The sequence below is a fragment of the Sphingomonas sp. 2R-10 genome, from assembly GCF_030062225.1.
Lineage (GTDB): Bacteria > Pseudomonadota > Alphaproteobacteria > Sphingomonadales > Sphingomonadaceae > Sphingomonas.
In genome coordinates this window covers 93,193-118,527 of the sequence record NZ_JASCXF010000005.1, presented here as the reverse complement: position 1 = coordinate 118,527, position 25,335 = coordinate 93,193, and the positions used below count along the sequence as shown (strand labels likewise).

The 25,335-nt window shown below is 68.2% G+C and carries 21 protein-coding genes; 10 read left to right on the top strand and 11 right to left on the bottom strand.

The genetic code is table 11. The annotated features are described in order from the left end of the window. Positions 1 to 90: 90 nt before the first annotated feature. A complete protein-coding gene (locus tag QLH51_RS03855) occupies positions 91 to 1,593 on the top strand; it encodes an MFS transporter (protein ID WP_125655452.1) in 1,503 nt (500 codons plus the stop codon). On the opposite strand, the gene glgX is transcribed toward QLH51_RS03855, so the two are convergent. The 9 genes from glgX to QLH51_RS03810 all read right to left on the bottom strand — a co-directional run bounded on the left by glgX (position 1,580) and on the right by QLH51_RS03810 (position 14,392). Next, entirely contained in the window at positions 1,580 to 3,364 is a 1,785-nt protein-coding gene (gene glgX, locus QLH51_RS03850; RefSeq protein WP_125655454.1) for a glycogen debranching protein GlgX, read from the bottom strand. The genes QLH51_RS03855 and glgX overlap by 14 nt on opposite strands. Further along, positions 3,361 to 4,818: a glycogen synthase GlgA gene (gene glgA / locus QLH51_RS03845; RefSeq protein ID WP_206428870.1), complete on the bottom strand. Its 1,458-nt coding sequence runs from the start codon at positions 4,816 to 4,818 to the stop codon at positions 3,361 to 3,363. Before glgA ends, glgX begins: the two co-directional genes overlap by 4 nt. Then, positions 4,818 to 6,077, bottom strand: coding sequence for a glucose-1-phosphate adenylyltransferase (glgC, locus tag QLH51_RS03840; protein ID WP_125655456.1), 1,260 nt, complete (start codon positions 6,075 to 6,077; stop codon positions 4,818 to 4,820). The genes glgA and glgC overlap by 1 nt, the downstream gene beginning before the upstream one ends. A 15-nt stretch (positions 6,078 to 6,092) precedes the next feature. Further along, positions 6,093 to 8,243 carry a 1,4-alpha-glucan branching protein GlgB gene (gene glgB, locus QLH51_RS03835; protein ID WP_125655458.1) on the bottom strand — a complete coding sequence of 717 codons (2,151 nt, stop codon included), beginning with the start codon at positions 8,241 to 8,243 and terminating at the stop codon, positions 6,093 to 6,095. After that, positions 8,240 to 10,666: a glycogen/starch/alpha-glucan phosphorylase gene (locus QLH51_RS03830; protein WP_125655460.1), complete on the bottom strand. Its 2,427-nt coding sequence runs from the start codon at positions 10,664 to 10,666 to the stop codon at positions 8,240 to 8,242. Before QLH51_RS03830 ends, glgB begins: the two co-directional genes overlap by 4 nt. Before the next feature lie 121 nt (positions 10,667 to 10,787). Continuing rightward, positions 10,788 to 11,711, bottom strand: coding sequence for an alpha/beta hydrolase (locus tag QLH51_RS03825; RefSeq protein ID WP_125655462.1), 924 nt, complete (start codon positions 11,709 to 11,711; stop codon positions 10,788 to 10,790). A 143-nt stretch (positions 11,712 to 11,854) separates the two neighbouring features. Beyond that, positions 11,855 to 12,631 carry a rhamnogalacturonan acetylesterase gene (locus QLH51_RS03820; protein ID WP_125655464.1) on the bottom strand — a complete coding sequence of 259 codons (777 nt, stop codon included), beginning with the start codon at positions 12,629 to 12,631 and terminating at the stop codon, positions 11,855 to 11,857. Positions 12,632 to 12,771: 140 nt separating this feature from the next. After that, entirely contained in the window at positions 12,772 to 13,536 is a 765-nt protein-coding gene (locus tag QLH51_RS03815; RefSeq protein WP_125655466.1) for an SDR family NAD(P)-dependent oxidoreductase, read from the bottom strand. Between the two features lie 13 nt (positions 13,537 to 13,549). Further along, the gene (locus tag QLH51_RS03810; protein ID WP_125655468.1) at positions 13,550 to 14,392 is read right to left on the bottom strand and encodes an IclR family transcriptional regulator; all 843 of its coding nucleotides are present in this window, start codon (positions 14,390 to 14,392) and stop codon (positions 13,550 to 13,552) included. A 199-nt stretch (positions 14,393 to 14,591) separates the two neighbouring features. On the opposite strand from QLH51_RS03810, the gene rhmD reads away from it, so the two are divergent. The 4 genes from rhmD (at position 14,592) to QLH51_RS03790 (ending at position 18,455) form a co-directional block, all read left to right on the top strand. Next, on the top strand, positions 14,592 to 15,782 hold the full coding sequence (gene rhmD / locus QLH51_RS03805; protein ID WP_125655470.1) for an L-rhamnonate dehydratase: 1,191 nt from the start codon (positions 14,592 to 14,594) through the stop codon (positions 15,780 to 15,782). Between the two features lie 13 nt (positions 15,783 to 15,795). Continuing rightward, positions 15,796 to 16,650 (top strand): fumarylacetoacetate hydrolase family protein, encoded by an 855-nt coding sequence (locus tag QLH51_RS03800; protein WP_125655472.1) that lies wholly within the window; start codon positions 15,796 to 15,798, stop codon positions 16,648 to 16,650. Next, a complete protein-coding gene (locus tag QLH51_RS03795; protein WP_125655474.1) occupies positions 16,647 to 17,387 on the top strand; it encodes an SDR family NAD(P)-dependent oxidoreductase in 741 nt (246 codons plus the stop codon). The genes QLH51_RS03800 and QLH51_RS03795 overlap by 4 nt, the downstream gene beginning before the upstream one ends. A gap of 168 nt (positions 17,388 to 17,555) precedes the next feature. Continuing rightward, complete coding sequence (locus tag QLH51_RS03790; protein ID WP_125655476.1) at positions 17,556 to 18,455, top strand: amidohydrolase family protein; 900 nt, start codon at positions 17,556 to 17,558, stop codon at positions 18,453 to 18,455. Between the two features lie 67 nt (positions 18,456 to 18,522). Here QLH51_RS03790 and QLH51_RS03785 read toward each other — a convergent pair whose 3' ends face one another. Then, positions 18,523 to 20,031 carry an MFS transporter gene (locus QLH51_RS03785; RefSeq protein ID WP_206428872.1) on the bottom strand — a complete coding sequence of 503 codons (1,509 nt, stop codon included), beginning with the start codon at positions 20,029 to 20,031 and terminating at the stop codon, positions 18,523 to 18,525. 113 nt (positions 20,032 to 20,144) lie between these two features. On the opposite strand from QLH51_RS03785, the gene QLH51_RS03780 reads away from it, so the two are divergent. Then, a complete protein-coding gene (locus tag QLH51_RS03780) occupies positions 20,145 to 21,470 on the top strand; it encodes an oligogalacturonate lyase family protein (RefSeq protein WP_125655478.1) in 1,326 nt (441 codons plus the stop codon). Between the two features lie 6 nt (positions 21,471 to 21,476). Here QLH51_RS03780 and QLH51_RS03775 read toward each other — a convergent pair whose 3' ends face one another. After that, on the bottom strand, positions 21,477 to 21,929 hold the full coding sequence (locus QLH51_RS03775) for a tRNA (cytidine(34)-2'-O)-methyltransferase (protein WP_125655480.1): 453 nt from the start codon (positions 21,927 to 21,929) through the stop codon (positions 21,477 to 21,479). A 212-nt stretch (positions 21,930 to 22,141) separates the two neighbouring features. Between QLH51_RS03775 and QLH51_RS03770 the strand changes: the two genes are divergently transcribed. The 4 genes from QLH51_RS03770 to QLH51_RS03755 are packed head-to-tail and all read left to right on the top strand — an operon-like array spanning position 22,142 to position 25,318. Further along, the gene (locus QLH51_RS03770; RefSeq protein ID WP_125655482.1) at positions 22,142 to 23,155 is read left to right on the top strand and encodes a glycosyltransferase; all 1,014 of its coding nucleotides are present in this window, start codon (positions 22,142 to 22,144) and stop codon (positions 23,153 to 23,155) included. A 5-nt stretch (positions 23,156 to 23,160) separates the two neighbouring features. Beyond that, positions 23,161 to 24,114 carry an acyl-CoA dehydrogenase gene (locus QLH51_RS03765; RefSeq protein ID WP_283514237.1) on the top strand — a complete coding sequence of 318 codons (954 nt, stop codon included), beginning with the start codon at positions 23,161 to 23,163 and terminating at the stop codon, positions 24,112 to 24,114. Further along, on the top strand, positions 24,111 to 24,743 hold the full coding sequence (locus tag QLH51_RS03760; protein ID WP_206428874.1) for a PIG-L deacetylase family protein: 633 nt from the start codon (positions 24,111 to 24,113) through the stop codon (positions 24,741 to 24,743). Before QLH51_RS03765 ends, QLH51_RS03760 begins: the two co-directional genes overlap by 4 nt. Then, positions 24,740 to 25,318 carry a class I SAM-dependent methyltransferase gene (locus QLH51_RS03755; RefSeq protein ID WP_125655486.1) on the top strand — a complete coding sequence of 193 codons (579 nt, stop codon included), beginning with the start codon at positions 24,740 to 24,742 and terminating at the stop codon, positions 25,316 to 25,318. Before QLH51_RS03760 ends, QLH51_RS03755 begins: the two co-directional genes overlap by 4 nt. Positions 25,319 to 25,335: the final 17 nt, after the last annotated feature.

Below are 25,335 nucleotides of genomic sequence, written 5' to 3'. Positions count from 1 at the left end.
GGGCCCCGCAACGCAACCGTGGTGGACATGGGCAACCCCCTCCACCACCGCTGACGCGGCGGTCCCCCTCCCCGTGAATGGGGAGGATGTATGACGACCACACGCCCGACGCTCGGCTTCGCCCAGCTCTGGAACATCTCGTTCGGCTTCTTCGGCATCCAGATCGGCTTCGCGTTGCAGAACGCGAATGCCAGCCGCATTTTCCAGTCGCTGGGCACGCCGATCGATCAGCTGGGACTGATGTGGATCGCGGCGCCCCTCACCGGGCTGCTGGTCCAGCCGCTGATCGGCCATTATTCCGACCGGACGTGGGGGCGGCTGGGACGTCGGCGTCCCTATTTCCTGATCGGCGCGATCCTGTGTACCTGCGCGCTGTTCTTCATGCCCAATTCGCCCAGCATCCTCGCCGCGGCGATCACGCTGTGGATACTCGACGCCTCGCTCAACGTGTCGATGGAGCCGTTTCGCGCCTTCGTCGGCGACATGCTGGCACCCCGGCAGCGACCGGCGGGCTATGCGTTCCAGACGTGGTTCATCGGTGCGGGCGCGGTCGTCGCCAGCATCGCGCCCTATGTCCTCGAGAACGGCTTTGGCGTCAGCAACGTGGCACCCGCGGGACAGGTGCCCGATGCGGTGCGCTATGGCTTCTATTTCGGCGGCGTGATGTTGCTGATCGCCGTGCTGTGGACGGTGCTGACCGTCCGCGAATACAGCCCCGCCGAACTGGCGGCGTTCGGCGAGCAGGCCGGGGAGCCTGCCGATACCACCCCGCCGGTGATCCCGGCGCGTGGTCCGGTCTGGATCGCGGGCGGCATCGTCGTCGCAGCGCTGATCGCGTGGGCCGAGGCGGGCGGTGCGCTCGACAGCGGACGCGAGGCCTATTTCGTCGCCGCCGGCATCGCGCTGTACGGCGTGGCGCAGATGGTGTCGGCCGCGCTGGTCCGCACCGGGCGCGGCGACAATGTGCTCAGCCACATCATCGGCGACCTCGCCACCATGCCCGACACGATGCGGCGGCTGGCGCTGGTGCAGTTCTTCACCTGGGGCGCGCTCATCATCATGTGGGTCTATACGACGCCGGTGATCGCGCAGCAGGTGTGGGGGACGATCGACCCCGCCTCGGACGGTTATAACCAAGCGGGCAGCTGGGTCGGGGTGCTGTTCGCGGTCTATTCGGGCGTCGCGGCGGTCGCGGCGTTCGCGCTGCCGTGGCTGGCGCGGGCGATCGGCGCGGGGCGGACGCACCTGCTGTGCCTGCTGGTCGGGGCGGCGGCCTATGTCGGCATCTATGCGACGCACGACCGGCTGGGGATGATCGTGCCGATGATCGGCATCGGCATCGTGTGGGCATCGGTGCTGACCATGCCGTACGTCCTGCTCGCCAACGCGCTGCCGCAGCGCAAGCTGGGCGTGTATATGGGCATCTTCAACTTCTTCATCGTCCTGCCCCAGCTGATCGTCGCGACCGTGATGGGCGGGGTCATCAAGACGTGGTTCCCCGGGCAGCCGGCCTATACGATGCTGGTCGCGGCGGCGGTGATGGCGATGGCGGCGATGGCGATGCTGCGGGTGCGCGAGCCTATCCCGGCGTGACCTGCCGGGCGGGGCGGTCGATGCGGATCGTTGCCCCGTCGAGCCGCAGCTCGAACCCCGGACAATCGGGTGCTTCCCAATGTCCGGGCGTCATCGCCTGGCCATCCAGCGTCAGCCATGTCGCCCGATCGGGAATGGCGGGGTCGAACACCGCCGGCCGCGCGCGCCGCCACGCCGCCAGCTCCGCGACATGCTCCTCCAGCGCGACGTCGCGCGCGGTCCAGTCGACCCGGCCGATCGCATTGTCCTGCGCATAGGCGTTGTTGTTGCCGCGCTGGCTGCGGCCGAATTCGTCGCCGGCGGTCAGCTGGATATGGCCGCGCGTCGCGAACAGCGTCGCCAGCAGCGCGCGCAGGTCGGCGTCGCGCGCGGTGACGATGGCGGGATCGTCGCTCGGCCCCTCCACACCGTGGTTCCACGACAGGTTGTCGCCATGCCCGTCGCGATTGTCCTCGCCATTGGCGTGGTTGTGGCGATCGACGTGCGACACGAGGTCGGCGAGGGTGAAGCCGTCATGCGCGGCAAGGAAGCCGACGCTGCGGGTCGGCGATCCGAAGATGTCGCCCGACCCCATCAGCCGCGTCGCCAACGTGGCCGCACCGCCGTCGCCGCGCCAGAAGCGGCGGACATCGTCGCGATACCGGTCGTTCCATTCCAGCCAGTCGGCCGGGAAATTGCCGAGCTGATAGCCGCCGGGGCCGATATCCCACGGCTCGGCGATCATCACCCGGTCGGCCAGCAACGGATCGCCGGCGATCGCGGCGAAGATCGGGGCATCGCGCGCGAACCCCGGCGACCGGGCGATGACGGGGGCCAGGTCGAAGCGGAAACCGTCGACGCCCAGCGCGGCGAAGTGGCGCAGCGATGCGAGGATCAGGTCGCGGACCCCCGCGTCACCGGCGTCCAGCGTGTTGCCGGTGCCGGTGTCGTTGATGAGGCTGCCGTCGGGCGCATGGGCATGGCTGCGATTGTCCAGCCCGCGCAGCGACAGGATCGGGCCGTCGCGGTCGCCCTCGCCCGTGTGGTTGAACACCAGGTCGAGGATGACGCCGATCCCCGCCGCATGCAGCGTCGCGATCGTCTCGCGCAACTCGTCGATCCCTCCGGGCGCGAGGCCGGGGTCGATCGCCATCGGCACCACCGGGTTGTAGCCCCAGGCGTTGCTCAGCCCGAGCGGAGGCAGATGGCGTTCGTCGATCCACGCGACGATCGGCATCAGTTCGACCGCACCGACGCCGATCTTGGTCAGATGCGCGACGACCGACGGATGCGCCAGCGCGGCGATCGTGCCGCGCTGCGCCTCTGGCACGTCGGGGTGCAGCATGGTGAAGCCGCGCACGTTGAGTTCGTAGATCGGCCGCGCCGGGTCGATGCGCGGCGCTTCGGCCGGGACCGGCCGCATCGGGCCGGGCACGATCGCGCGCGGCACGATCGCGCGCGGCACGATCGCAGCGGTATCGGCGCCGTAGTGCGACAATATCGGATCGTAGCGAAAGCGCCGGTCGAGTTCGACGGCATAGGGATCGACCAGCAGCTTGGCCGGATCGAACCAGCGGCCCTCGTCCGGTGCCCAGTCGCCCTCGGCCCGATAGCCGTAACGCTGCCCCGGCCCTGCGCCCGGCACCTCGACCACGAACCAGTCGCCCGCGCGCCGCATCGCGACGCGGCGTTCGTCCGCGCCGTCGAACAGGCACAGCCACACCGCCGCCGCATCGCGCGCGCGGACGGCGAAGCGGGTCCCGCCGGGACAGGCACTGGCGCCCGGCGTCATGCGGCGATCAGGCCGCGATACAATTCGGCATAGCGCGCGCCGCTGCGCTTCCACGAAAAGTCGGCGCGCATCCCCTGTTTCTGCATCGTCGCCCAGCAGTCGGGCCGGGCATGGAGCGCCATCGTCCGGTGCAGCGCATGGAGCAGCCCGTCGGGCGTGACCGCGGCGAACTGCACCCCGGTCGCGACCCCCGCCGCCACCGCGGCCTCGTTCGCGTCGATCACCGTATCGGCCAGCCCACCGGTCCGCGCGACGACGGGCACGCAGCCATAGGCGAGGCCGTAGAGCTGCGTCAGTCCGCACGGTTCGAAGCGCGACGGGATCAGGATCGCATCGCCGCCGCCCTGCAACAGGTGCGACAGCGCCTCGTCATAGCCGATCCGCACGCCGATCCGCCCGGCATGGCGGGTCCGCGCCGCGACGAATGCCTGTTCGAGCGCCGCGTCGCCCGATCCGAGCAGCGCCAGCCGCCCGCCCATCGCCACCAGCGCGTCGAGGCTGTCGGCCAGTACGTCCATGCCCTTCTGCCATGTCAGCCGGCTGACGACGATGAAGATCGGGCCGTCGCCCGGATCAAGGTCGAACGCCGCTTCCACCGCGCGCTTGTTGGTGCGGCGGCGCGGCAGGGTGCGCCCGGTGTAGCGCGCCGGGAGCGCCGCGTCGGTCTCCGGCGACCAGACCGCCGGATCGATGCCGTTGACGATTCCGCTCACCCGGTCGCGGCGCGCCTCGATCAACCCTTCCAGCCCCATACCGAACTCGCCGCGGCGGATCTCCTCGGCATAGCTGGGCGACACGGTGGTGATGGCGGAGGCGGACGCGAGTCCCGCCTTCAGCAGGCCGACGCCGCCATAATATTCGACGCCGTCGAGCGCGAACGCCGCTTCCGGCAGCGCCAGCCCGGCGAACACGCTCGCGTCGTAGCAGCCCTGGAACGCGATGTTGTGGATCGTCAGCACGCTCGGCACGCTGGCCGCGTCATAGCGGAGATAGGCGGGCGCCATCGCCCCCTGCCAGTCATGCGCGTGGAGCAGGTCGAAGCCGGGGGCAAGGTCGGCGGCGGCGCGGCCGAGCGCGGCGAAGCGCCGCCAGTTGTCCGCCCAGTCGCGGCCGGTCGCGTCGGCATAGGGGCCGCCGTCGCGCGCGAACAGCTCGGGCGCATCCAGCACCAGCAGCGGATGGCCGTCGATCGTGCCACGGAGCAACCGCGCCGGCGTGCCGAGCAGGGCATCCCAGCGGCGGACGGGCTTGGCCTTGCCGAGATGCTTCACGACCGATGGATAGCCGGGCAGCAGCGTCGTCGTTTCGACCCCGTGCGGCGCCAGTGCGGCGGGCAGCGCCCCGACGACATCGGCCAGCCCGCCGGTCTTCACCAGCGGATAGGCTTCCGACGCGACCGACAGCACGCGCATCACATCCTCCCCGGCACGGGGAGGGTTTGCGTGCGTCGGCATCAAACCTCCAGCCGGTCGATCATCGGTTGCGTAATCAGGCAGATGCCGCGCTCGGTCCGCCGGAAACGATGGCCGTCGATCACCGGGTCCTCGCCGATCACCAGCCCGTCGGGGATCGTCACGCCGGCATCGACCACGCACTTCGTCAGGCGCGCACCGCGGCCGATGCGTGTCATCGGCAGGATCACCGATTCGTCGATCTGGGAATAGCTGTGCGCGCGGACCCCGGTGCTCAGCAGGCTGCGATGCACGCTCGACCCCGACACGATGCAGTCGCCCGCGATCAGGCTGGACACCGCACAGCCGCGACGTCCGTCGGCGTCGTGGACGAACTTGGCCGGCGGCGTGATCTCCGAATAGGTCCAGAGCGGCCAGCTGCGGTCGTACAGGTCCAGCTGCGGCACGACATCGGTCAGGTCGATATTCGCTTCCCAATAGGCGTCGATCGTGCCCACGTCGCGCCAATAGGCACCGGGTTCGTCGGCGGAACGCACGCACGATGCCGAGAAACGGTGCGCCTGCGCATGGCCGTGCGCGACCAGCCACGGGATCAGGTCCTTGCCGAAATCGCGGCTCGAATCCTTCGTGTCGGCATCGCGGCGCAGCTGGTCGAACAGCAACGCGGTGCGAAAGACATAGATGCCGAGGCTCGCCAGCGCGACGTCGGGCTGGCCGGGGATCGCCGGCGGGTCCTTCGGCTTCTCGACGAAATCGATGATCCGGTCGTTGTCGTCGACATGCATCACGCCGAAGCCGACCGCCTCCATCCGCGGCACTTCCATGCACGCCACCGTCACGTCGGCGCCGGTGTCGACATGCTGCTGGAGCATCAGCTCATAGTCCATCTTGTAGATATGGTCGCCTGCAAGGATGACCATATATTCGGGACCGTAGCTCTGGATGATGTCGATATTCTGGAACACCGCGTCGGCGGTGCCTTCATACCACTGGAACTCGCTGATCCGCTGGCTGGCGGGCAGGATGTCGAAGCTCTCGTTGCGTTCGGGACGCAGGAAGTTCCAGCCGCGTTGCAGGTGGCGGATCAGGCTGTGCGCCTTGTACTGCGTCGCCACGCCGATGCGGCGGATGCCCGAATTGATCGCGTTCGACAGCGCGAAATCGATGATCCGGCTCTTGCCGCCGAAATAGACCGCCGGCTTGGCGCGGGTGTCGGTCATCTCGAACAACCGGCTGCCGCGCCCGCCCGCCAGCACATACGCCATGGCGTCGCGCGCCAAAGGTTGTCCCCGCCGTTCCATCCGTCTCTCCCTGTCTTATTCTTCTGGTTCGAACCACAATGTCGCCAGCGGCGGCAGGGTCAGCAGGACCGCGCCGTCCACGCTTTCGACAACGCCCATATTGCCCATTCCGCTGCCGCCATAATCGGCCGCATCGCTGTTCAGTATCTCGCGCCAGCGCCCGCCCTGCGACACCGGCACCCGGTATCCCTCGCGCGCGACCGGGGTCAGATTGCTGACGACCAGTACCGGTGCCTCGCCCGGTGCGCGGCGTTCCCATGCGAACACCGAATTGGCCGCATCGTCGACGATCGCCCAGTGGAACCCGTCGCCCTCGCAGTCGCGTGCGTGCAGCGCGGGCGTGTCGCGGTACAGCCGGTTCAGGTCGCGGACCAGCGACGCGACGCCGCGATGCGCCGGGGCGTCCATCAATTCCCAGTCGAGCGCGCGTTCCTCCGACCATTCGCGGCGCTGGGCGAACTCCTGTCCCATGAACAGCAGCTTCTTGCCCGGATAGCCCCACATCAGCGCGTAATAGGCGCGCAGATTGGCGAATTTCTGCCAATCGTCGCCCGCCATCTTGGTCAGCAGCGATCCCTTGCCATGCACCACCTCGTCATGGCTCAGCGGCAGGACGAAATTCTCGCTGAAGGCATAGGTCAGGCCAAAGGTGATCTCGTCATGGTGATGCACCCGATGCACCGGCTCGCGCGCCATGTAGGCGAGCGTGTCGTGCATGAAGCCCATGTTCCATTTGAACCCGAAGCCCAGCCCCCCTTCGTGCGCGGGCTTCGATACGCCGGGCCACGACGTCGATTCCTCGGCGATGGTGAAGAATCCGGGATGTTCGCGGTACACCGCGCGGTTGGTGTCGCGCAGGAACGCGACCGCTTCCCAGTTCTCGCGCCCGCCATCGGCGTTCGGAATCCATTCGCCGGCTTTCCGCGAATAGTCGCGGTACAGCATCGACGCGACCGCATCGACCCGCAGCCCGTCGACATGATAGCGCTCGGCCCAGAACAGCGCGTTGTTGACCAGGAACTGCGACACCTCGCGCCGCCCGAAATTATAGATGGCCGTGTTCCAGTCGGGGTGGAAGCCCAGCCGGGGGTCGTCATGTTCGTACAGCGCGGTGCCGTCGAACCGCGCCAATCCGTGCGCATCGGTCGGGAAATGCGCCGGCACCCAGTCGAGCAGCACGCCGACCCCCGCCTTGTGCGCGCCGTCGACGAACCGCGCGAAACCGGTCGGATCGCCGAAGCGGGCGGACGGGGCATAGAGGCCGGTCGTCTGATACCCCCATGACGGGTCGTAGGGATGCTCGCTGATCGGCAGGAACTCGATATGGGTGAACCCCATGTCGATGACGTATGGGATCAGCCGGTCGGCCAGACGGTCCCATGGCAGGAACCAGCCATCGGCATCGCGCTGCCAGCTGCCGGCATGGACTTCGTAGATCGAGATCGGCACGCGACGCGGGTCGACCGACGCCCAATGCTCGCGGTGCGCCGCGTCGCGCCAGTCATGGTCGAGCGGTGCCGCGGTGCGCGACGCGGTGGCGGGGCGCAGCTCGCTTTCGAACGCGAACGGATCGGCCTTGTGCGGCAGGCGCTGTCCGTCCGGACCGATGATCGCGAACTTGTACGCCTGTCCCGGTCCCACGTCGGGCAGGAAGATTTCCCACACGCCGACATCGCCCCGCCGCCGCATCGGATGGCGCTTCGCATCCCACAAATTCCAGTCGCCGACGACGCTGACGACCTGCGCATTGGGCGCCCACACCGCGAAGTGCATTCCCTCGGCACCCTCGTGCCGGATCGGATGCGCGCCCAGCTTGTCGTGGAGGCGCAGATGCGTGCCCTCGGCCAGCAGGAAGTCGTCGGTGGGGCCCAGCACCGGGCCGAAGGAATAGGGGTCCTTGACCCACCATTCGCCCCCGCCGCCGCGGGCATAATACCATAGCGGCTGGGGCGGGGCGGCGATCGTCCCCTCGACGATGCCCTCGCCGACCGGGCGCAGCTCGCCCAGCACCTTGCCCGACAGGTCGTGGGCCAGCACCTTCTGCGCGCCGGGCAGCCATGCCCGGACGAAGGTGCCCCCCGGACCGGCATGGGGGCCGAGCAGCGAGAACGGATCGGCGTGACGCCCCGCGAGCAGTGCCGCGATGGCGTCGCCGCCGGGGCTCACATCACGTTCCAGATGTCGCGGGCATATTCGCCGATGGTGCGGTCGGACGAGAACCAGCCGACCCCGCCGACATTGCGGATCGCGCTGGCGTTCCACCCCGCGCGATCGGCCCAGCGCGTATCGACCTGCCGCTGCGCCTGCGCATAGCTGTCGAAATCGGCGGCGCACAGGAACCAGTCGCTGGTTTCGATCCCGTCGATCAGCCCGGCATAGCGGCCCGGATCGTCGTGGCTGAACACGCCGCTCTTGATCGCCGACAGCGCCTGTTGCAGCTCGCTCGACGCGGCGATCGCCTCGCGCGGGTCGTAGCCATTGGCGCGCTTCTCGGCGACCTCGTCGGCGGTCAGGCCGAAGATGACGATGTCGTCGGCCCCGACATGATCGCGAATCTCCACGTTCGCCCCGTCGAGCGTGCCGATGGTCAGCGCGCCGTTCAGCGCCAGCTTCATGTTGCCGGTGCCCGACGCCTCCATGCCTGCGGTACTGATCTGTTCGGACAGGTCGGCGGCGGGCATGACGAGTTCGGCGAGCGACACGTTGTAGTTGGGCACGAACGCCACGCGCAGCAGCCCGCGCACCGCCGGGTCGGCGTTCACCCGCCGCGCCACGTCGTTGGCCAGCTTGATGATGAGCTTGGCGTTGTGATAGCTCGACGCCGCCTTCCCCGCGAACAGTTTCACGCGCGGCGTCCAGTCCCGGTCGGGATGGCTGCGGATCTGGTCGTACAGCGCGACCGTCTCCAGCAGGTTGAGCAGCTGGCGCTTGTATTCGTGGATGCGCTTGACCTGCACGTCGAACATCGCATCGGGATCGAGCCGCACGCCCATCACCTCGCGCAGATGCTGCGACAGCCGCACCTTGTTGGCGCGCTTCACCTGCTCGAACTTCCCGCGGAAGGCCGCGTCGGCAGCGAAGGGCTTCAGGTCCGCCAGTTTCGTCGCATCGTCGAGAAAACCGTCGCCGATCGCCTCGCGGATCAGCGCCGTCAGCGCCGGATTGCTCTCGAACAGCCAGCGCCGCGGCGTGATCCCGTTGGTCTTGTTGTTGATCCGGTCGGGATACAGGCGGTGCAGGTCGGCGAACACCGTCTGCTTCATCAGGTCGGTGTGGAGCGCGGCGACGCCGTTGACGCTGTGGCTGCCGGTGAAGGCGAGGTTGGCCATGCGCACCCGCCGCTCGCCGCCCTCGTCGATCAGGCTGATCGCGGCGATCGCGCGGTCGTCCTGCCCCTGCGTCCGCGCCTCGCGCAGCATCCTGGCATTGATCGCATAGACGATCTGCATGTGTCGCGGCAGCAGCCGTTCGAACAGCGGCAGCGGCCAGCTCTCCAGCGCCTCGGGCAGCAGCGTGTGGTTGGTATAGCCGAACGTCGCCTTCGTGATCTCCCACGCGCCGTCGAAGTCGAGCGCATGGTCGTCGATCAGGATGCGCATCAGCTCGGCGACCGACACCGCCGGATGCGTGTCGTTGAGCTGGATCGCCGCCTTGTCCGACAGGGTGCGGATGTCGCCGAAATACTGGACGTGACGGCGCACGATGTCCTGGATCGATGCCGAGGAGAAGAAATATTCCTGACGCAGCCGCAATTCCTGTCCCGCCGGCGTCGAGTCCGCCGGATACAGCACCCGGACCAGCGTGTCGGCGCGCACCGACGCCGCCAGCGCGCCTTCGTGATCGCCGGCGTTGAACCGGTCGAGCCGGATCGGATCGCGCGCCCGCGCGGTCCACAGCCTGAGCGTGTTCACCCGCGCCCCGCGCCAGCCGATCACCGGCGTATCGACCGCGATCGCCTCGACGCTCTCGCCCGGCATCCAGTGGATGTCGCCATTCTCGTCGCCGACCACCTCACCGCCGAAGCCGATGCGGTACGCGCTCTCGCGGCGTTCGAACTCCCACGGATTGCCGTGCCGCAGCCAGTTTTCGGGCAGTTCCACCTGCCACCCGTTGTCTATCCGCTGCCGGAACATCCCGTTCACATAACGAATCCCATAGCCGTACGCCGGCAGGTCGAGGCTCGCGAGGCTCTCCATGAAGCACGCCGCCAATCGCCCGAGGCCGCCATTGCCGAGCGCCGCATCGGGCTCCTCGCCCTCCAGATCGGCGAGATCGACGCCGAGCGACGCCAGCGCCTCGCGCACCTCGCCGGTGCGCGACAGGTTGGCGATCGCATCGCGGAGCAGCCGGCCGATCAGGAATTCTAGGCTGAGATAATAGACCCGCTTGGCCCCGGCGGCATGGGCCTCCTTGCTCGACGCCATCCAGCGTTCGATGATGTCGTTGCGCACCGTCAGGATCGTCGCCGCCAGCCAGTCGTGCGGCAACGCGGCCTGACGGTCCTTGCCGATGCGGTGGATCAGCGTGTCGATAATGGCTTCGGCGAGCGGCGGCGCAGGCGGTGCAACGGCAAGGGCAGGCTGGGTCACGCAGGTTCCTCAATGGGATCGCGCACGACAGTATCGATTGTCGAACGCATGTCACGCGCAATACGTATGCGTGAACCGCGTCGTTCCGGTGACGTCGTAAAAGGATTGCGGTGTGTCGCCGTTACAATCCGTGCCGCCTTGCCCAATCGAGGAACAGCCCGGTCCATGGCGCCGGCTTGCCGTCCAGCGTGACGCCGAAGCCGTGGCCGCCGATCTCGGGCAGATAGGCCTCGGCCGGCACCTTCGCCCGGCGCAGCGCCGCAAGCAGCGCGAGGCCGTTGTCGACGCTGACCACCCGGTCGTCGATCGCATGGGCGATGAAGGTCGGCGGGCTGGCGGCGCCGATGCGCGCGTCGGTGCGATAGCGGGCGGCGCGATCGGGCGCGGGGTCGCGGCCGAGCAACTGTTCCTGCGATCCCCGGTGCGTGCCCGCCACGCCCATCAGCGCGACCGGATAGAGCAGGGCGGCGGCGCGCACGCCAAGCGGCTGGGCATCGGCGGCGTCGACCGCGCGATAGGTCTCGTCCTGCCGATAGGCGAGCATCGCCGCGAGGTGTCCGCCGGCCGAAAAGCCCATTACGCCGATACGGTCGGTGGCGACGCCGTTGGCCTTCGCCTCCGCCTTTATCAGCCGCAGCGCGCGCTGTGCGTCCTGTAGCGGGGCGTCGGGACCGGCGGCCCACGGATCGCCCGGCAGGCGATATTTCAGCAGATAGGCGTGGTATCCGCGATCGGCGAAGAATTGCAGCAGCGCCCGCCCGCCGTTGCCGACCGCGACGCGCAGATAGCCGCCGCCGGGGATCAGCAGGATCGCCGCGCCGTTGGGTCTGGCCGGCGCGATATGCGCGATGGTCGGCGTCCGGACATGGAGGAAGGCGGTGTCGTCCCTGGGGCCGGTCGGCGAACGCGGAATTTCCTGTTCGGGGGCGGTGACCTTCTCGCCCCCGGGCGCGGCGCCGGGCCAGATCGGGCGGAAGGAGAGGGGGACCGAGCCGGGCTGTGCGAAGGCGGGGAGGGCGGTGGCGATGCCGAGCGCCGCCGTCATGCCGAGCAGGGTGCGGCGGGCCAGTGGACCCGTTCCCGCCCAACCGTATCCCCGCGCAGGCGGGGATCCAGGGCAGGGGGCGCTGCCGTCCGGTCTGCCGGGCTCTGGATCCCCGCCTGCGCGGGGATACGGATTGTCGTCGTTCACCGACATGCCGTACTACCCAGCGGTGCCGTCCGCGTCAGGTCGGGCCGCACCTTCGCCACCTTCGTCGCGACCGGCAGGCCGGTGCGGGCGAGGTCGGCGGCGATCAGTTCGGCCACGCCGCGCGCGCCCAGTTCGCTGAAATGGGTGTCGTCGGCAATGCCGTCCCTGAACCCCGGCCAGCGGCCCGTGGGATAGTACAGGAACAGCGCCCTCGACGGCTCGACCCCCGCCGCATCGACCCACGCACGCGACGACGCCTCGAGGTCAATCAACTGCGTGCCCGTCGTCGCGGCGATATCGCGCACCACCGCCGACCATGCGGCGAAGTCGGCCTTGGTCTTGCCATCCGCCCCGAACGAGCGACGGGCGACCGGCGTGATGAGGATCGGCGTCGCGCCATGCCCCTTGGTCTCCCACACCATCCGGAGCAGGTTGTCGCGGTAGAGCGTGGCGGCCGGCGCATAGCGTTCGGGCTTGTTCTGGCTGGCGTCGTTGTGACCGAACTGGATCAGCACGACATCGCCAGGCTTGATGTCGGCCATGATCCGGTCCCATCGCCCCTCGGCGATGAAGCTCTTGGTCGATCGCCCGCCCATCGCGCGGTTCTCGACCTTCACGTCGCCGGTCAGGCCGCAGGGCAGCATCTGCCCCCAGCCGGTCTGGGGATAGCGATCCTGCTTGTAAGTCTGCGCGGTGGAATCGCCGGCGATGAAGATGGTTTCGGCCACGGCAGGCGCTGCAGCAGCCGTCAGCATCAAACCGGCCGTCATCATGCGAACAGCGCCGCGCCACACCCCGCCGTACACCGGCGAAGGCCAGGGTCCAGTCGGCAAGGCAATCGAAGGGCGAGCTACGTTCCCCAACTGGACCCCGGCCTGCGCCGGGGTACGGGTCAGGGCGGAGGACACGCCCGTCACTGGAGGTTCACGAACATGCCGCCATCGACCAGCAGCGCCGCGCCGGTGACATAGGCCGCCATGTCGGAGGCGAGGAAGACGATCGGCCCGACCATGTCCTCCGGCTGCCCCAGCCGGCCAAGCGGCACGCGGCTTTCCATATATTTTCGCTTCCCCTCGTCGGCGAGGTCGTCCTTGTTGATCTCGGTCAGGATCGTGCCCGGCAGCACCGAATTGCAGCGGATGCCGTGCCTGCCCAGCGCGATCGCGGTCGACTGCATCAGCGAATGCACGCCCGCCTTGGTCGGGGTGTAGTGCGTCTGATATTCGCCGCCGACCAGCGCCGAGATCGACGATACCGCGACGATCGCGCCGCCATCGCCCTGCTCGACCATCTGCTTCGCTGCCGCCTGACACATGTAATAGGCGCCGTGCAGGTTGACGCGCAGCGTGCGCTCCAGCGTCACGGCCGGCATGTCGAGGAAGCTGTGGAACGGGCAGATGCCGGCGTTCGACACCATCACGTCGATCCGGCCGAACCCGGCCACCGCCTTCGCGACGAAGTCGGTCGCGGTCGCGGCTTCGGCGACGTCGCCCTTGATCGCGAGGCCGCGCTGGCCGGTCGCCTCGATCGCGGCGATACAGGCATCGGCATCGGCATCGCGGCTGTGATAGTTGATGACGACGTTCGCGCCATGCTGCGCCGCGCCGATCGCCGCCGCGCGGCCGATGCCCGTCGATGCGCCGGTCACCAGCACCGTCTTGCCTGCCAATAGCTTCATCGCGTTCCTCGTCCTATCGTTTGCGACGCTTTTGCAGCGCCTGTGTTTCCGGGGACCAGCCGAGGTCGCGGCTGATCCGTTCGGCCGTGCCGCGCACGTCGCCGCTGAGCGCGGTCATGCGGGCGTCGTCCATATATTGCGCGGCGCTCGACACGCTGATCGCGCCGACGATCCGGCCCGACGCATCGCGCACCGGCGCGGCGACGCAGCGTATCAGGTCCTCGTTCTCCTCGAGGTCATAGGCGTGGCCGCCCGCGACATAGCCGCGCATCCGGTCGATCCACGTGTCGAAGTCGGGGCGTCGGGTGCCCGGCGGATGCTCCGCCTCGAAGATTTCGATCCAGCGTTCCTCGGTATCGTCGAGCAGCAGCGCCTTGCCGAGCCCGGTCGACGACAGCGGCTGGCGGTCGCCGATCCGGCTGGAGATATCGACCCGCCGCCGTCCCGGGATCTTGTCGAGATACAGCGCGAGGTTGCTGTCGAGCCGGCCGAAATGGACCGTATCCTCGGTCTGCGCCGCCAGTTCCTCGATCCGCGGCCGCGCGATCTGGACGATGTCGGCCTGCCCCTGCGCGAGGAAGCCGAGCTGCAACAGCTTGGGGCCGAGCAGATAGCCCTCGCGGGGCAGGAAGGTCAGGAAGCCGCGATCGATCAGTGCGTTGGCGAGGCGGTGCGTCGTCGACCGCGTCAGCCCCATGCGCTGCGACAGTTCGGCGAGCTTCACCGGGCCGTCGATCACCTGGTCGAGCAGGTCCAGCCCACGCACCAGCGTCTGGCTGCCCTGCGCCTTGCCCGCGGCCTTGCCTTCGGGTTCGGCGCCGTCCGGCGATTCTTCATTTGACGGTATCTGTCTCATCTAGTAGCATCCTATCCCATAAAGTGAGAAAGTAAACCAGTCGGAGCGGATGTTCGCGGGTTTTCCGCACGGGGGTTCCCAACCGGTTTCAGACCCTGTGACGCGCGTTCCATATCATAGGATGGGACGCTGCCATGGGGATTTCGGACGACAGTCGGCGGCGGGCGGGTGCCCGTTGCCTTGAACGAAGGTGATGGCGATGAAGGCGGCGCTTCCCAGGATCAAACACGTCCGCGCGTTCACCGTGCGCGGCGGCGGGGCGGACTATCACGACCAGCAGGGCTATCACTGGATCGACGATCACATCGCGACACCGATGAGCCGCTATCCCGAATATCGTGCATCGCGGCAGAGCTTCGGCATCAACGTGCTGGGCACGCTGATCGTCGAGATCGAGGCGGAGGACGGCACGATCGGCTTCGCGGTCACGACCGGCGGCGAACCCGCCTGCTTCATCGTCGAAAGGCACCTCGCCCGCTTCCTTGAGGGCCGCAGTCCGACCGAATACGAGAAGATCTGGGACCAGATGTATTTCTCGACTCAGTATTACGGGCGCAAGGGGCTGGTGGTGAACGCCATTTCGGGCGTCGACCTCGCGCTGTGGGATCTGCTCGGCAAGCTGCGCGACGAACCGGTCTACCAGATGCTGGGCGGCGCGGTGCGCGACGAACTGCAGTTCTACGCCACCGGCGCGCGGCCCGATCTCGCCAAGGAGATGGGATTCATCGGCGGCAAGATGCCGCTGCACCACGGTCCGGCCGAGGGCGTCGAGGGGTTAGGCAAGAATATTGCAGAACTCGCCGAGATGCGGTCGCGCGTCGGGCCGGACTTCTGGCTGATGTGGGATTGCTGGATGGCGCTCGACGTCGACTACGCCACGCGCCTCGCCCATGCCGCGCACGAACACGGCCTGAAATGGATCGAGGAAGCGATCAGCCCCGACGACTATTGGGGCTATGCCGAACTGAAACGCAACGTTCCCAAGGGGATGCTGGTCACCACCGGCGAGCATGAGGCGACCCGCTGGGGCTTTCGCATGTTGCTGGAGATGGATTGCTGCGACATCATCCAGCCCGATGTCGGCTGGTGCGGCGGCGTGACCGAACTGCTCAAGATTTCGGCACTGGCCGATGCGCGCGGCAAGCTGGTCGTCCCGCACGGGTCGTCGGTCTACAGCTACCACTTCGTCGTCACACGCCACAATTCACCCTTTGCCGAGTATCTGATGATGGCCCCCGAAGCCGATCATGTGCAGCCGATGTTCCATCCGCAGTTGATCGGCGAACCGATTCCGGAGAACGGGCGGATGCGGACCAGCAAGCTCGACGCACCCGGCTTCGGGGTCGAGCTGAACCGCGACCTGACCATGCACCGCCCCTTCGAACAGTGAGAGAGCGACTTCCATGAAATTCTGCCGCTACGGAACCCAGGGTAACGAAAAGCCCGGCATCGTCGATGCGAATGGCCAGATCCGCGACCTGTCGGGCGTGGTCGACGACATCACCGTCGACAGCATTGCCGGGCTGAACGTCGATATCGACAGCCTGCCGGTCGTCGATGGCACCCCCCGCTATGGTGTGCCGGTCAGGGGCATCGGCAAGATCGTCGCGATCGGCCTGAACTATGCCGACCACGCCGCCGAATCGAACCTGCCGGTCCCGGCCGAACCGATGATGTTCATGAAGGCGCTGTCGTCGTTGACCGGTCCGAACGACGAGGTGATGATCCCGCGCGATTCGACCCACACCGACTGGGAGGTCGAACTGGCCGTCGTGATCGGCAAGACCGCGCGCTACGTGTCGAAGGAGGACGCACTGTCCCACGTCGCGGGCTTCGCTATCGCCAACGACGTGTCGGAACGCTTCAACCAGAAGCAGCGCGGCAGCCAATGGTCGAAGGGCAAGGGGCATGACAGCTTCTGCCCGGTCGGCCCGTGGCTGGTGACCCCGGACGAGGTGGGCAACCATCAGGACCTGGCCATGTTCCTCGACGTCAACGGGGAGCGGATGCAGACCGGCAATACGAAGACGATGATCTTCGACGTGGCCGAACTAATTTCCTACGTCAGCGAATATATCACGCTGTATCCGGGCGACCTGATGATTACCGGCACCCCGCCGGGCGTGGGCGAGGGCAAGAAGCCGAACGCGATCTACCTGAAGGCGGGCGACACCATGAAGCTCGGCATCGCGGGCTTGGGCGAACAGAACCAGCAGGTCGTTGCATGGCGCAACCTAGGCGATGCGGTGCTCGGATGAGCTATTCGGGGCGGTTCGCCGGGCGCAATGCGATCATCACCGGTGGCGCGTCGGGCCTCGGCCTGGCGGTGGCCGAGCGCATCGTCGCCGAAGGGGGGCAGGTGTCGGTATGGGACCTGAACCCCGCGCTGGAGGAAAGCTGCCAGCGCGCCGGGCTGCACGGCGTCCGCCTCGACGTGTCCGACGCGGCGGCGGTCGCCGCCGCCGCGCAGGAGAGTGTCGCCGCGCTGGGCAAGGTCGACATCCTGATCTGTTCGGCCGGCATCACGGGCGCGACCGTCCCGGTCCACGAATTTCCGATCGACAGCTGGTTGCAGGTCGTGAACGTCAACCTGAACGGCGTGTTCTACTGCAACCGCGCGGTGGTGCCGCACCTGCTGGCGAACGGCTATGGCCGGATCGTCAACGTGGCCTCTGTCGCGGGCAAGGAAGGCAATCCCAACGCCAGCGCCTATTCCGCGACCAAGGCGGGGGTGATCGGCTTCACCAAGTCGCTGGGCAAGGAACTGGCCGGCAAGGGCGTGATCGCCAACGCGCTGACGCCTGCCACCTTCGAAAGCCCGATCCTCGCGCAGCTGCCGCAGAGCCAGGTCGACTACATGCGCTCGAAGATCCCGATGGGGCGGCTGGGCGAGGTCGACGAAAGCGCGGCGATGGTGTGTTTCATGGCCAGCGAAGAATGCAGCTTCACCACGGGATCGGTGTTCGACACCTCGGGAGGGCGGACGACGTACTGACGTCCCCCCCCCCCCCGAAACCCGCTTGCTTCGAGCGGAGGTTCGAGCTTGTCGAGAAGGTATGCCTCAAACAGGTTGTTCTCGACAGGCGCTTCTCGACAAGCTCGAAGCTGCTCGAACCGACCGGGTGGGGGTCAGGCGTGGCAGGGCGAATGAGAGGCGACAGTCATGAACAAGCTCCCCTTCGTCGACGCCCATGTCCACCTGTGGGACCTCGACCATCTCCGCTATCCGTGGCTGACCCCGCCCTTCGACGATGACGGACCCAATGGCTCGGTGGAGTCGATCGCAAAGACATACCGGCTGGCGGATTACCGCGCCGATGCCGGCGACTGGGACGTTCGGGGCATCGTCCATGTCGACGCCGGTGCCACCCCCGACGCCGCGCTCGACGAAACCCGCTGGCTGCAGGCGATGGCCGACCGCGAAGGATTGCCTAACGCAATCGTCGCCTTCGCCGACCTGTACGATCCGGACGTCGACACGTTGCTGGCGGCGCACGCCGCGCATCGCAACGTCCGCGGCATCCGCCATATCGTCAACTGGCACGCCGATCCGCGCCGCACCTATACCCCGCGTGACGTTACGCGGGACGGAGCCTGGAGCAGGGGCTATGCCCGGCTCGCGGCGCAAGGCCTGAGCTTCGACCTGCAAGCCTATCCCGGCCAGTTCGCCGGCCTTGCCGAACTGATCGAGCGGCATCCCGAGACTCCGGTGATGGTGAATCACATGGGCATGTGCGTGCCGGGCGAGGAAGCCGAATGGCGCGACGGGCTGACCGCGCTTGCGCGCCTGCCGCATGTCGCGATCAAGCTGTCGGGGGTCGGTTTTACCCATCGGCGGTGGACGCTCGAACAGGCGCGCGGGCTGGTGCTGACGGCGATCGACCGGTTCGGCACCGACCGGGCGATGGTGGCGAGCGATTTCCCGACCGATAAGCTGTTCGGCAGCTTCGCTGCGACGCTCGGCGCCTATGCCGCGATCACCGCCGATTTCACCGATGCCGAGCGGCGGGCGCTGTTCGCAGGCAACGCCAACCGGCTCTACCGTATGGGGCTGAAGCTCTGACGATGTAGGACACCGACCGAAACCGTTCGTCCTGAGCACGAACGGTCCGATCTGGTCCTGTCGCCCGTCAACCGGCGTTCGCCGCCGCCACCGGATTATTGCCCCACAGCCGATCGTAACGCCAGCCCGACAGGTCCTCTACCACCGCGCGATGGTGCGGCTCGGGCGGGGCGGGGTCCCCGGCGCGCAGGCGTTCGATCTCCGCCATCAGGATGGCGTGGGTGGCCGGGTCAAGCCGGAAGCGCAGCGACACCAGCACGCCCGCCGCCAGCACGCCGAGCGTCCCGATCCCCATCAGCGCGGCGATGGTGTTCACTGCTTGCGGCGTCTGCGTTTCGGCGCCGGATATGAAACCGCCCGCCTGGATGATGAGGCCGACCCCGGCCACCGCCGCCGCCTGCGTCGCCTTGCGTACGAAGGTCATGACGCCGGCGAAGCTCCCCTCGCGCCGCTGGCCGGTCACGATCTCGTCGACATCGGCCATGTAGTTGTAGGTCGCCCACGGGATGTAGTTCAGCGCGCCGCGGCCCAGCCCGGCCAGCGCGATGGCGAGGTAGATCAGCGGACTGGTCGCGGTCACGCCGCCGCTCCACAGCGACAGCAGCACGACGACGCCCAAGCCGAACAGCAAGGCGGCCACGCGGTAGGCGAAGGCCGGCGACGCCCTGAGCGCGACGTTGATCGCGATCACCACCGCGACGAACTGGACGATATACATCGTGCCGAGCAGCCCCGACGCCATCGCCGTCGTTCCGGCCAGCGCGAAGATCACGAAGAAGGTGAAGGCTGCGTTGAAGATGTCCTGGCTGATATAGCCGCCCAGATACATGCCGAGGTGCAACCGGAACGCCCGGATGCGCATCGTCGAGAACAGGTTGCGATAGAGCGCACGGAACGCCGATCCGATGCCCGCACCCTGCCGCCCCGCCACGACCGGCGGCAGCGGGCGTTCCCAGCTGAAGCGATACAGGAACCCCGCCGTCGCCATGAACAGCGCGGCGAAGATCAGCCCCATGTAGAAGAAGGTCGAGGCACTGTCGCGACCGAGATAGTTGATGAGCCACAGCGGCAGGAACCCGGCAAGGATCGCCGCAGTCTGCCCGAACAGGATGCGGAATCCGGCGAACTTCGCCTTTGCCCTGTAGTCCGACGACATTTCGGCGGCCAGCGTCTCGTATGGAATGATGACCATCGCATAGACCAGCTCGAAGCCGACATAGCTGACGAGATAGTACCAGAACGACATGCCCGGCAGCCACATCAGCGCGAAGCTGGGCAGAAGAGGGATCGCCGCGAGGATGAAGAACCGTCGCCGTCCGAAGCGGCGGCCGAGCGCGGTATGGCCGAAATGGTCGGAGACATAGCCGATCAGCGGCGAGGCGACCGCGTCGAGGATGCGCGCGACCGCGAAGATCATCGCCGCCTGTCCCGCGCTCAGCCCGCAGAACTGGGTGTAGAAGATGAGCACCCAGCCGGAGATGACCGCCATCGATCCCGCGCCCAGCACGTCGTTCGATCCATAGGCGAGATAGTTTATCAGCCGGACCGGACGTTTGGCTGGCGGGGCGGATGTCACGCTTGCGCTCTCCCTTCGCACCGTCCGGGCTTGTCTGTGCCGGGCTGTCATGCTCAATATGTGGTTCGATATCATACTATGTGGAACATCCACAAGCGCCGAGGACTGGACCGATGCGGATACCGACCCTGTTGAGTGCCATCGCGCTGCTGATCGGCAGCGTACCGGCGGCGTCGCGTCCGGCGGCGGAATGGATCGACCGGCTGACCGGCCACCGCGTCATCCGGATCAGCACGCAGGCCGACAGCACCAGCCTGTATTTCCATCAGAACAGCTATACGCCGCAGGGCGATCGCATGGTCGTCAGCGTGCCCGGCGGCATCGCCACCGTCGACCTCAAGACGTGGGAACTCAAGCCGCTGGTATCGGGCAAGGGGATCACGCTGCTGTTCACCGGACGCCGGACGCGTACCGCTTATTACGCGACGCAACTGCGCAACGACGGCAGCGGGCCGTCAGCGGTCTTTGCGGTCGATATCGACAGCGGGCGGACGCGCAAGGTCGCCGACGTGCCCGGTGGATCGATCGGATCGATCAATGCCGACGAGACGCTGTTGCTGGGGCAGGTGGCGCTGGGTACGGGAGCGCTGCGCCCCGACGGTACGCGGCCGGACGACGCCCAGGCCCCCGGCCGCGTCGTCGGGCCGGGCGAGGCCGATTACCGCGCCACCCGCGCCGATGGCACCCCGTACAGCTTCGCCGAAGCGAAGGAGCGCCGGCTGGACGAGCGGCTGGAGGCCGGCATCCCGATGGAGATCTTCACCATCGACCTGCGTACCGGCCGGCGCCGGGTCGTCACCGCGTCCACCGACTGGCTGAACCATATCCAGTTCTCGCCCACCGATCCGCAACAAATCCTCTATTGCCACGAAGGACCGTGGCACAAGGTCGACCGCATCTGGGCGATCCGTGCCGACGGGACGGGCAAGCGGCTGCTCCACACCCGGACCATGAACATGGAGATCGCCGGTCACGAGTTCTTCTCGATGGACGGCAGGACGGTGTGGTACGATCTGCAGACGCCGCGGGGTGAGGTGTTCTGGCTGGCGGGGGTCGACCTCGCGAGCGGGCGGCGACATTGGTACAAGGTCGATCGCAACCAGTGGTCGGTCCATTACAACCAGCTGCGCGACGGCCGGCGGTTCTCCGGCGACGGCGGCGACGGCGAGATGGTCGCCCATGCGCCGGACGGCAAATATCTCTACCTCTTCACGCCGCAGGCCATTCCGGATGTGGCGGATATCCACGCGGCGAACGCCGACCGGCTGGTCGTACCGGGGACGCTGGGGGTGGAGAAGCTGGTCGACATGCGCCGCCACGATTATCGGCTCGAACCCAACATGACCTTCACGCCCGATGGCAAATGGGCGGTGTTCCGCGGCAATTTCGAGGGCGCGACGCACATCTACGCGGTCGAACTGGCGAAGGCGGCACGCTGACCGGCGTCAGTCGGGCAGCATGCCCGTCTGGCGCAGCGCCTCGCCCAGCGCCAGCGCGGCGGCGGTGGCGAGGTTCATCGAGCGTACCTCGCCACGGATCGGCAGGCGCAGCGACACGTCGCAGCGCGCCGCGACCTCCGCCGGCACGCCCGCGCTCTCCTTGCCGAACAGCAGCACGTCGTCGGCGGCGAAGGCGAAGTCGTAGGCCGATTGCGTCGCCCGGGTCGTGAACAGGATCCTGCGTGGCCGGCCGGTCGCCGTCTCGAACGCGGCGAAGTCGGCATGGCGGGTCACGGCGACATGATCGATATAGTCCATCGCCGTCCGCCGCACGCGCCGATCGTCCCAGGCGAAGCCCAGCGGCTCGATCAGGTCGACGTCGACGCCCAGACAGGCACCCAGCCGCAGGATGGCACCGACATTGCCGGCGATTTCCGGTTCGTAAAGCGCGATACGCATCGCCGCTGCTTGGCGTGTCGGCGGGTCCCGCGCAAGCGCGGCGGTTGCCACCACCTTTGGCTGGTGGGCCGGCCGGTAGAAAAACAGTATTGAACGGAATGGTTTGCCGATCGTTCTCGCGGTCACGCGATCGTGCAGGAATGGGATCTCCACGCGCAGGACGGGGAAGTTTGAATGAGCGACATGGCGGCCGATGACTACGGCACAGTCGTTTGAGCGGCGGCAACGCCATCGCGATCTGCATCCCGGCGCGTGATGAAGCGGCGCGGTTGCCACGGCTGTTCCACGCGCTCGAAAACCTCATCGACCCGCCCGGGGCCACGGTGTTCGTCTGCCTGTTGCTCGATGGTTGCACCGACGCGAGCAACGCGCTGGCAGATGGATATCGCGCACGGTCGCGACACGGCGTGTCGGTGGTGGCGGTCGAGCGCGGGCCGTCCAATGCCGGTCGCGCGCGCGACCGGGCGATGCGCGGCGGGATCGCGGCGGCGGGAAACGATGCGATCCTGTTGACGACCGATGCCGACAGCATGCCGTCTCGCGACTGGCTCGCAGCGATGGTCGCCGGGCTCGGCCACGCAGACCTCGTGACCGGCGACGTGGTCCGTGCCCGGCACGGCACCATGGCCGAGCAGGATCGGATCGAGGACTATTACGCCCGGTTGTTCGCCCTGCGGCGCGAGGTCGATCCCGTCGCGTGGGAGGCGGTGCGGACGCATCATCATGCCAGCGGGGCCAATATGGCGCTCCGCGCGGCGACCTATCGCGCGCTGGGCGGGTTCGCTCCGGTCGAGCGCGGCGAGGATGCGCGGCTGGTCGACGATGCGGCGCGCGCCGGGTGGCGCGTGCGGCGCGATGCGGCCAGCGTCGTGGTGACGTCCGACCGGCGAATCGGGCGGGCGCAGGGCGGGCTGGCGACGATGCTGCGGGAGATCGACCGGCGCGGACTGGACGGCGTCAGCGTCGCGCATCCGGCCGACCAGCTGTGGCAATATCGGATGCAGGCGATGGCACGGGTGAGCTTCGGCGGTTCGCTCGGGCCGCTCGCGGTGCGGTTGGGGCTGCCGATCGATCATCTGGTCGGGGTGGCGCGCGATTGCCCCAATGCGGAGGCGTTCGCGATGCGCGTCGTCCCGGTGCCGCCCGGTGGCATGCGGTCGGTCCCGTTCGTGACGGCCGAAGCCACGCTGACCGCGCTGACCGCGACAAGGGAGGCGGCGGCGTGAGCGATATGCGGCAACGGCTGGTGTCGCTCGGCCGGCAGCTGGATGCCCCGGCGGACCCGTGCGACGCGGTGGCGATGCTGCGCCTGTTGCGCACGCTGTACGCCGTCGGGCGCGACGACCTGCCGCTGGGCCGGCTGTTCGAAGGGCATGTCGATGCGATGCAGATCGTGTCGCGCTACGGATCTGCGCAGCAGGAGGCGGCGCTTCCGGAGAACGCGGTGCTCGGCGTCTGGAATGCCGACCTGCCCGGCGACCCGCTGCGGCTGGACGGCGACCGGCTGATCGGCGGCAAGAGTTTCGCCTCGGGTGCAGGCATCCTGAGCCATGCACTGGTCAGCGTCGATGCCGACGGCGGGCGGCAGTTGCTGTTGCTCGACCTTACGCACACCCCGCCGGCGATCGACCGGTCCTTTTGGCGGGTGGTCGGGATGCAGCGGTCGGAGACGCATCAGGTGCGCTGGGCGGGCGCTGCGATCGGTGCGGACGAGCGCGTCGGGCAACCGGGCGACTATGTCCGCGAACCATGGTTCAGCGGCGGCGCGTTGCGCTTCGCGGCGGTGCAGGCGGGCGGGATCGCCGGACTGGTCGATGCGACGCGCGATCATCTGGTCGCGACCGGCCGCGCCGACGATCCGCACCAGGCGGGGCGGCTGGCGCGGCTCCATGCGCTGGGCATGACGGCTGCCGATGCCGTGCGCCGTGCTGCCGAGGGCTGGTTCGGGGATCAAGCGGCGCGGTTGCCGCTGGTTTCGGCGGCGCGGGTGGCGGTCTATGCGGCGGGTGGCGAGGCGGTGCTGGTCGCGCAGGAAGCGGTTGGCGTTTCCGCGCTGTTCGTCGACCACCCGCTGGCGGCGAAGCTCACCGACCTGTCGGTGTATCTCCGCCAGCCCGGCCCCGACGCCCAGCGGATGCGGGTCGGTGCAGCGGTGGCGGCGGGCGTGCTGGACGTTCGCCTGTGATCCGCTCGCTGCTGGTCGTTGCGCCGCATCCCGACGACGAGACGATCGGCGCCCATGCGCTGATGGCGCGGCTTCGACGGCGCGGCGTCGCGGTGCAGGTGGTGATCGTCAGCGACGGGGCGGGCTCGCACCGCAACAGCCCGCGCTGGCCTGTGCAACGTCTGGTCCACGAGCGGCAGCGCGAGAGTCGGCGGGTGTTGCGGCGGATCGGGATCGGGGCCGGTGAGGTCCGGTTTCTCGGATTGCCCGACGGAGAACTGCTCGCGCATGGTCCCCTGGTACGACGCGCCATCGGGCGGCAGATCCGCCGGCTGGCCCGCCCGGCGATGGTGCTGACGCCGTCGTTGCAGGACGACCATCCCGACCACCGGGTGGTCGCAGCCGCGGTGCGGCGGCAGGGCGGGGTGCGCCGGCTGACCTATCCGGTGTGGCCGGCGGGGCAGCGGTTGCCGGGCGCACGGCCGATCCGGTTGAGTGGGCAGGAGCGGTTGATGAAGTGCCGCGCGATCCGCAACTATCATACACAGACCGGACGGATCACCGACGACCCGTCGGGCTTCGCGATGACCGCACGGCAGATCGCGGCATTCAGCCGGCCGCAGGAAGTCTTTGCCGAGGCGCGCGCGTGAGGCCGATCGGCCTCGACGGGTTCGAGGCGACCTTCGCCGCCGATCCCGACCCGTGGCGCACCTTCGCGGACCGCGACGAAGCGATCAAGCGGCAGGCGATCCTGCACGGGATCGGGGCGGGGCCATGGGGCCGGGTGCTGGAGCTTGCCGCCGGAAACGGGTCGAACAGCGTGGCGATGGCGTCGCGCGCGCTGCGGCTGGACGCGACCGAAGCGACGGAGAGCGGGACGCGGCTGGTGGGCGCGGCGCTGACGGCGCACGCACCGCGCGCACGGGCGCTGCGATTGGCGGTGCCCGCACGATTGCCGCGCGAACGCTACGACGTCGTCGTGGTGGCCGAGCTGCTCTACTATCTGTCGCCGCGTGCGATGGGGCAGGTCGCGCGCGATGTGGCGGCGGTGCTGCGGCCGGGCGGCGTGCTGGTGCTGGCGCATCACCGGATCGATTTCCACGATTTCGCGCAGCATGCCGCGCACCTGCATCGCGGCTTCCTGACGGCCAGCGGTGCCGCGTGGCGATGCCGGATGGTCCATCGCAACCGGCGCTGGCGGGTGGAGGCGTGCCGCCGGGCATGAGCGCTCGAGATCGTGTT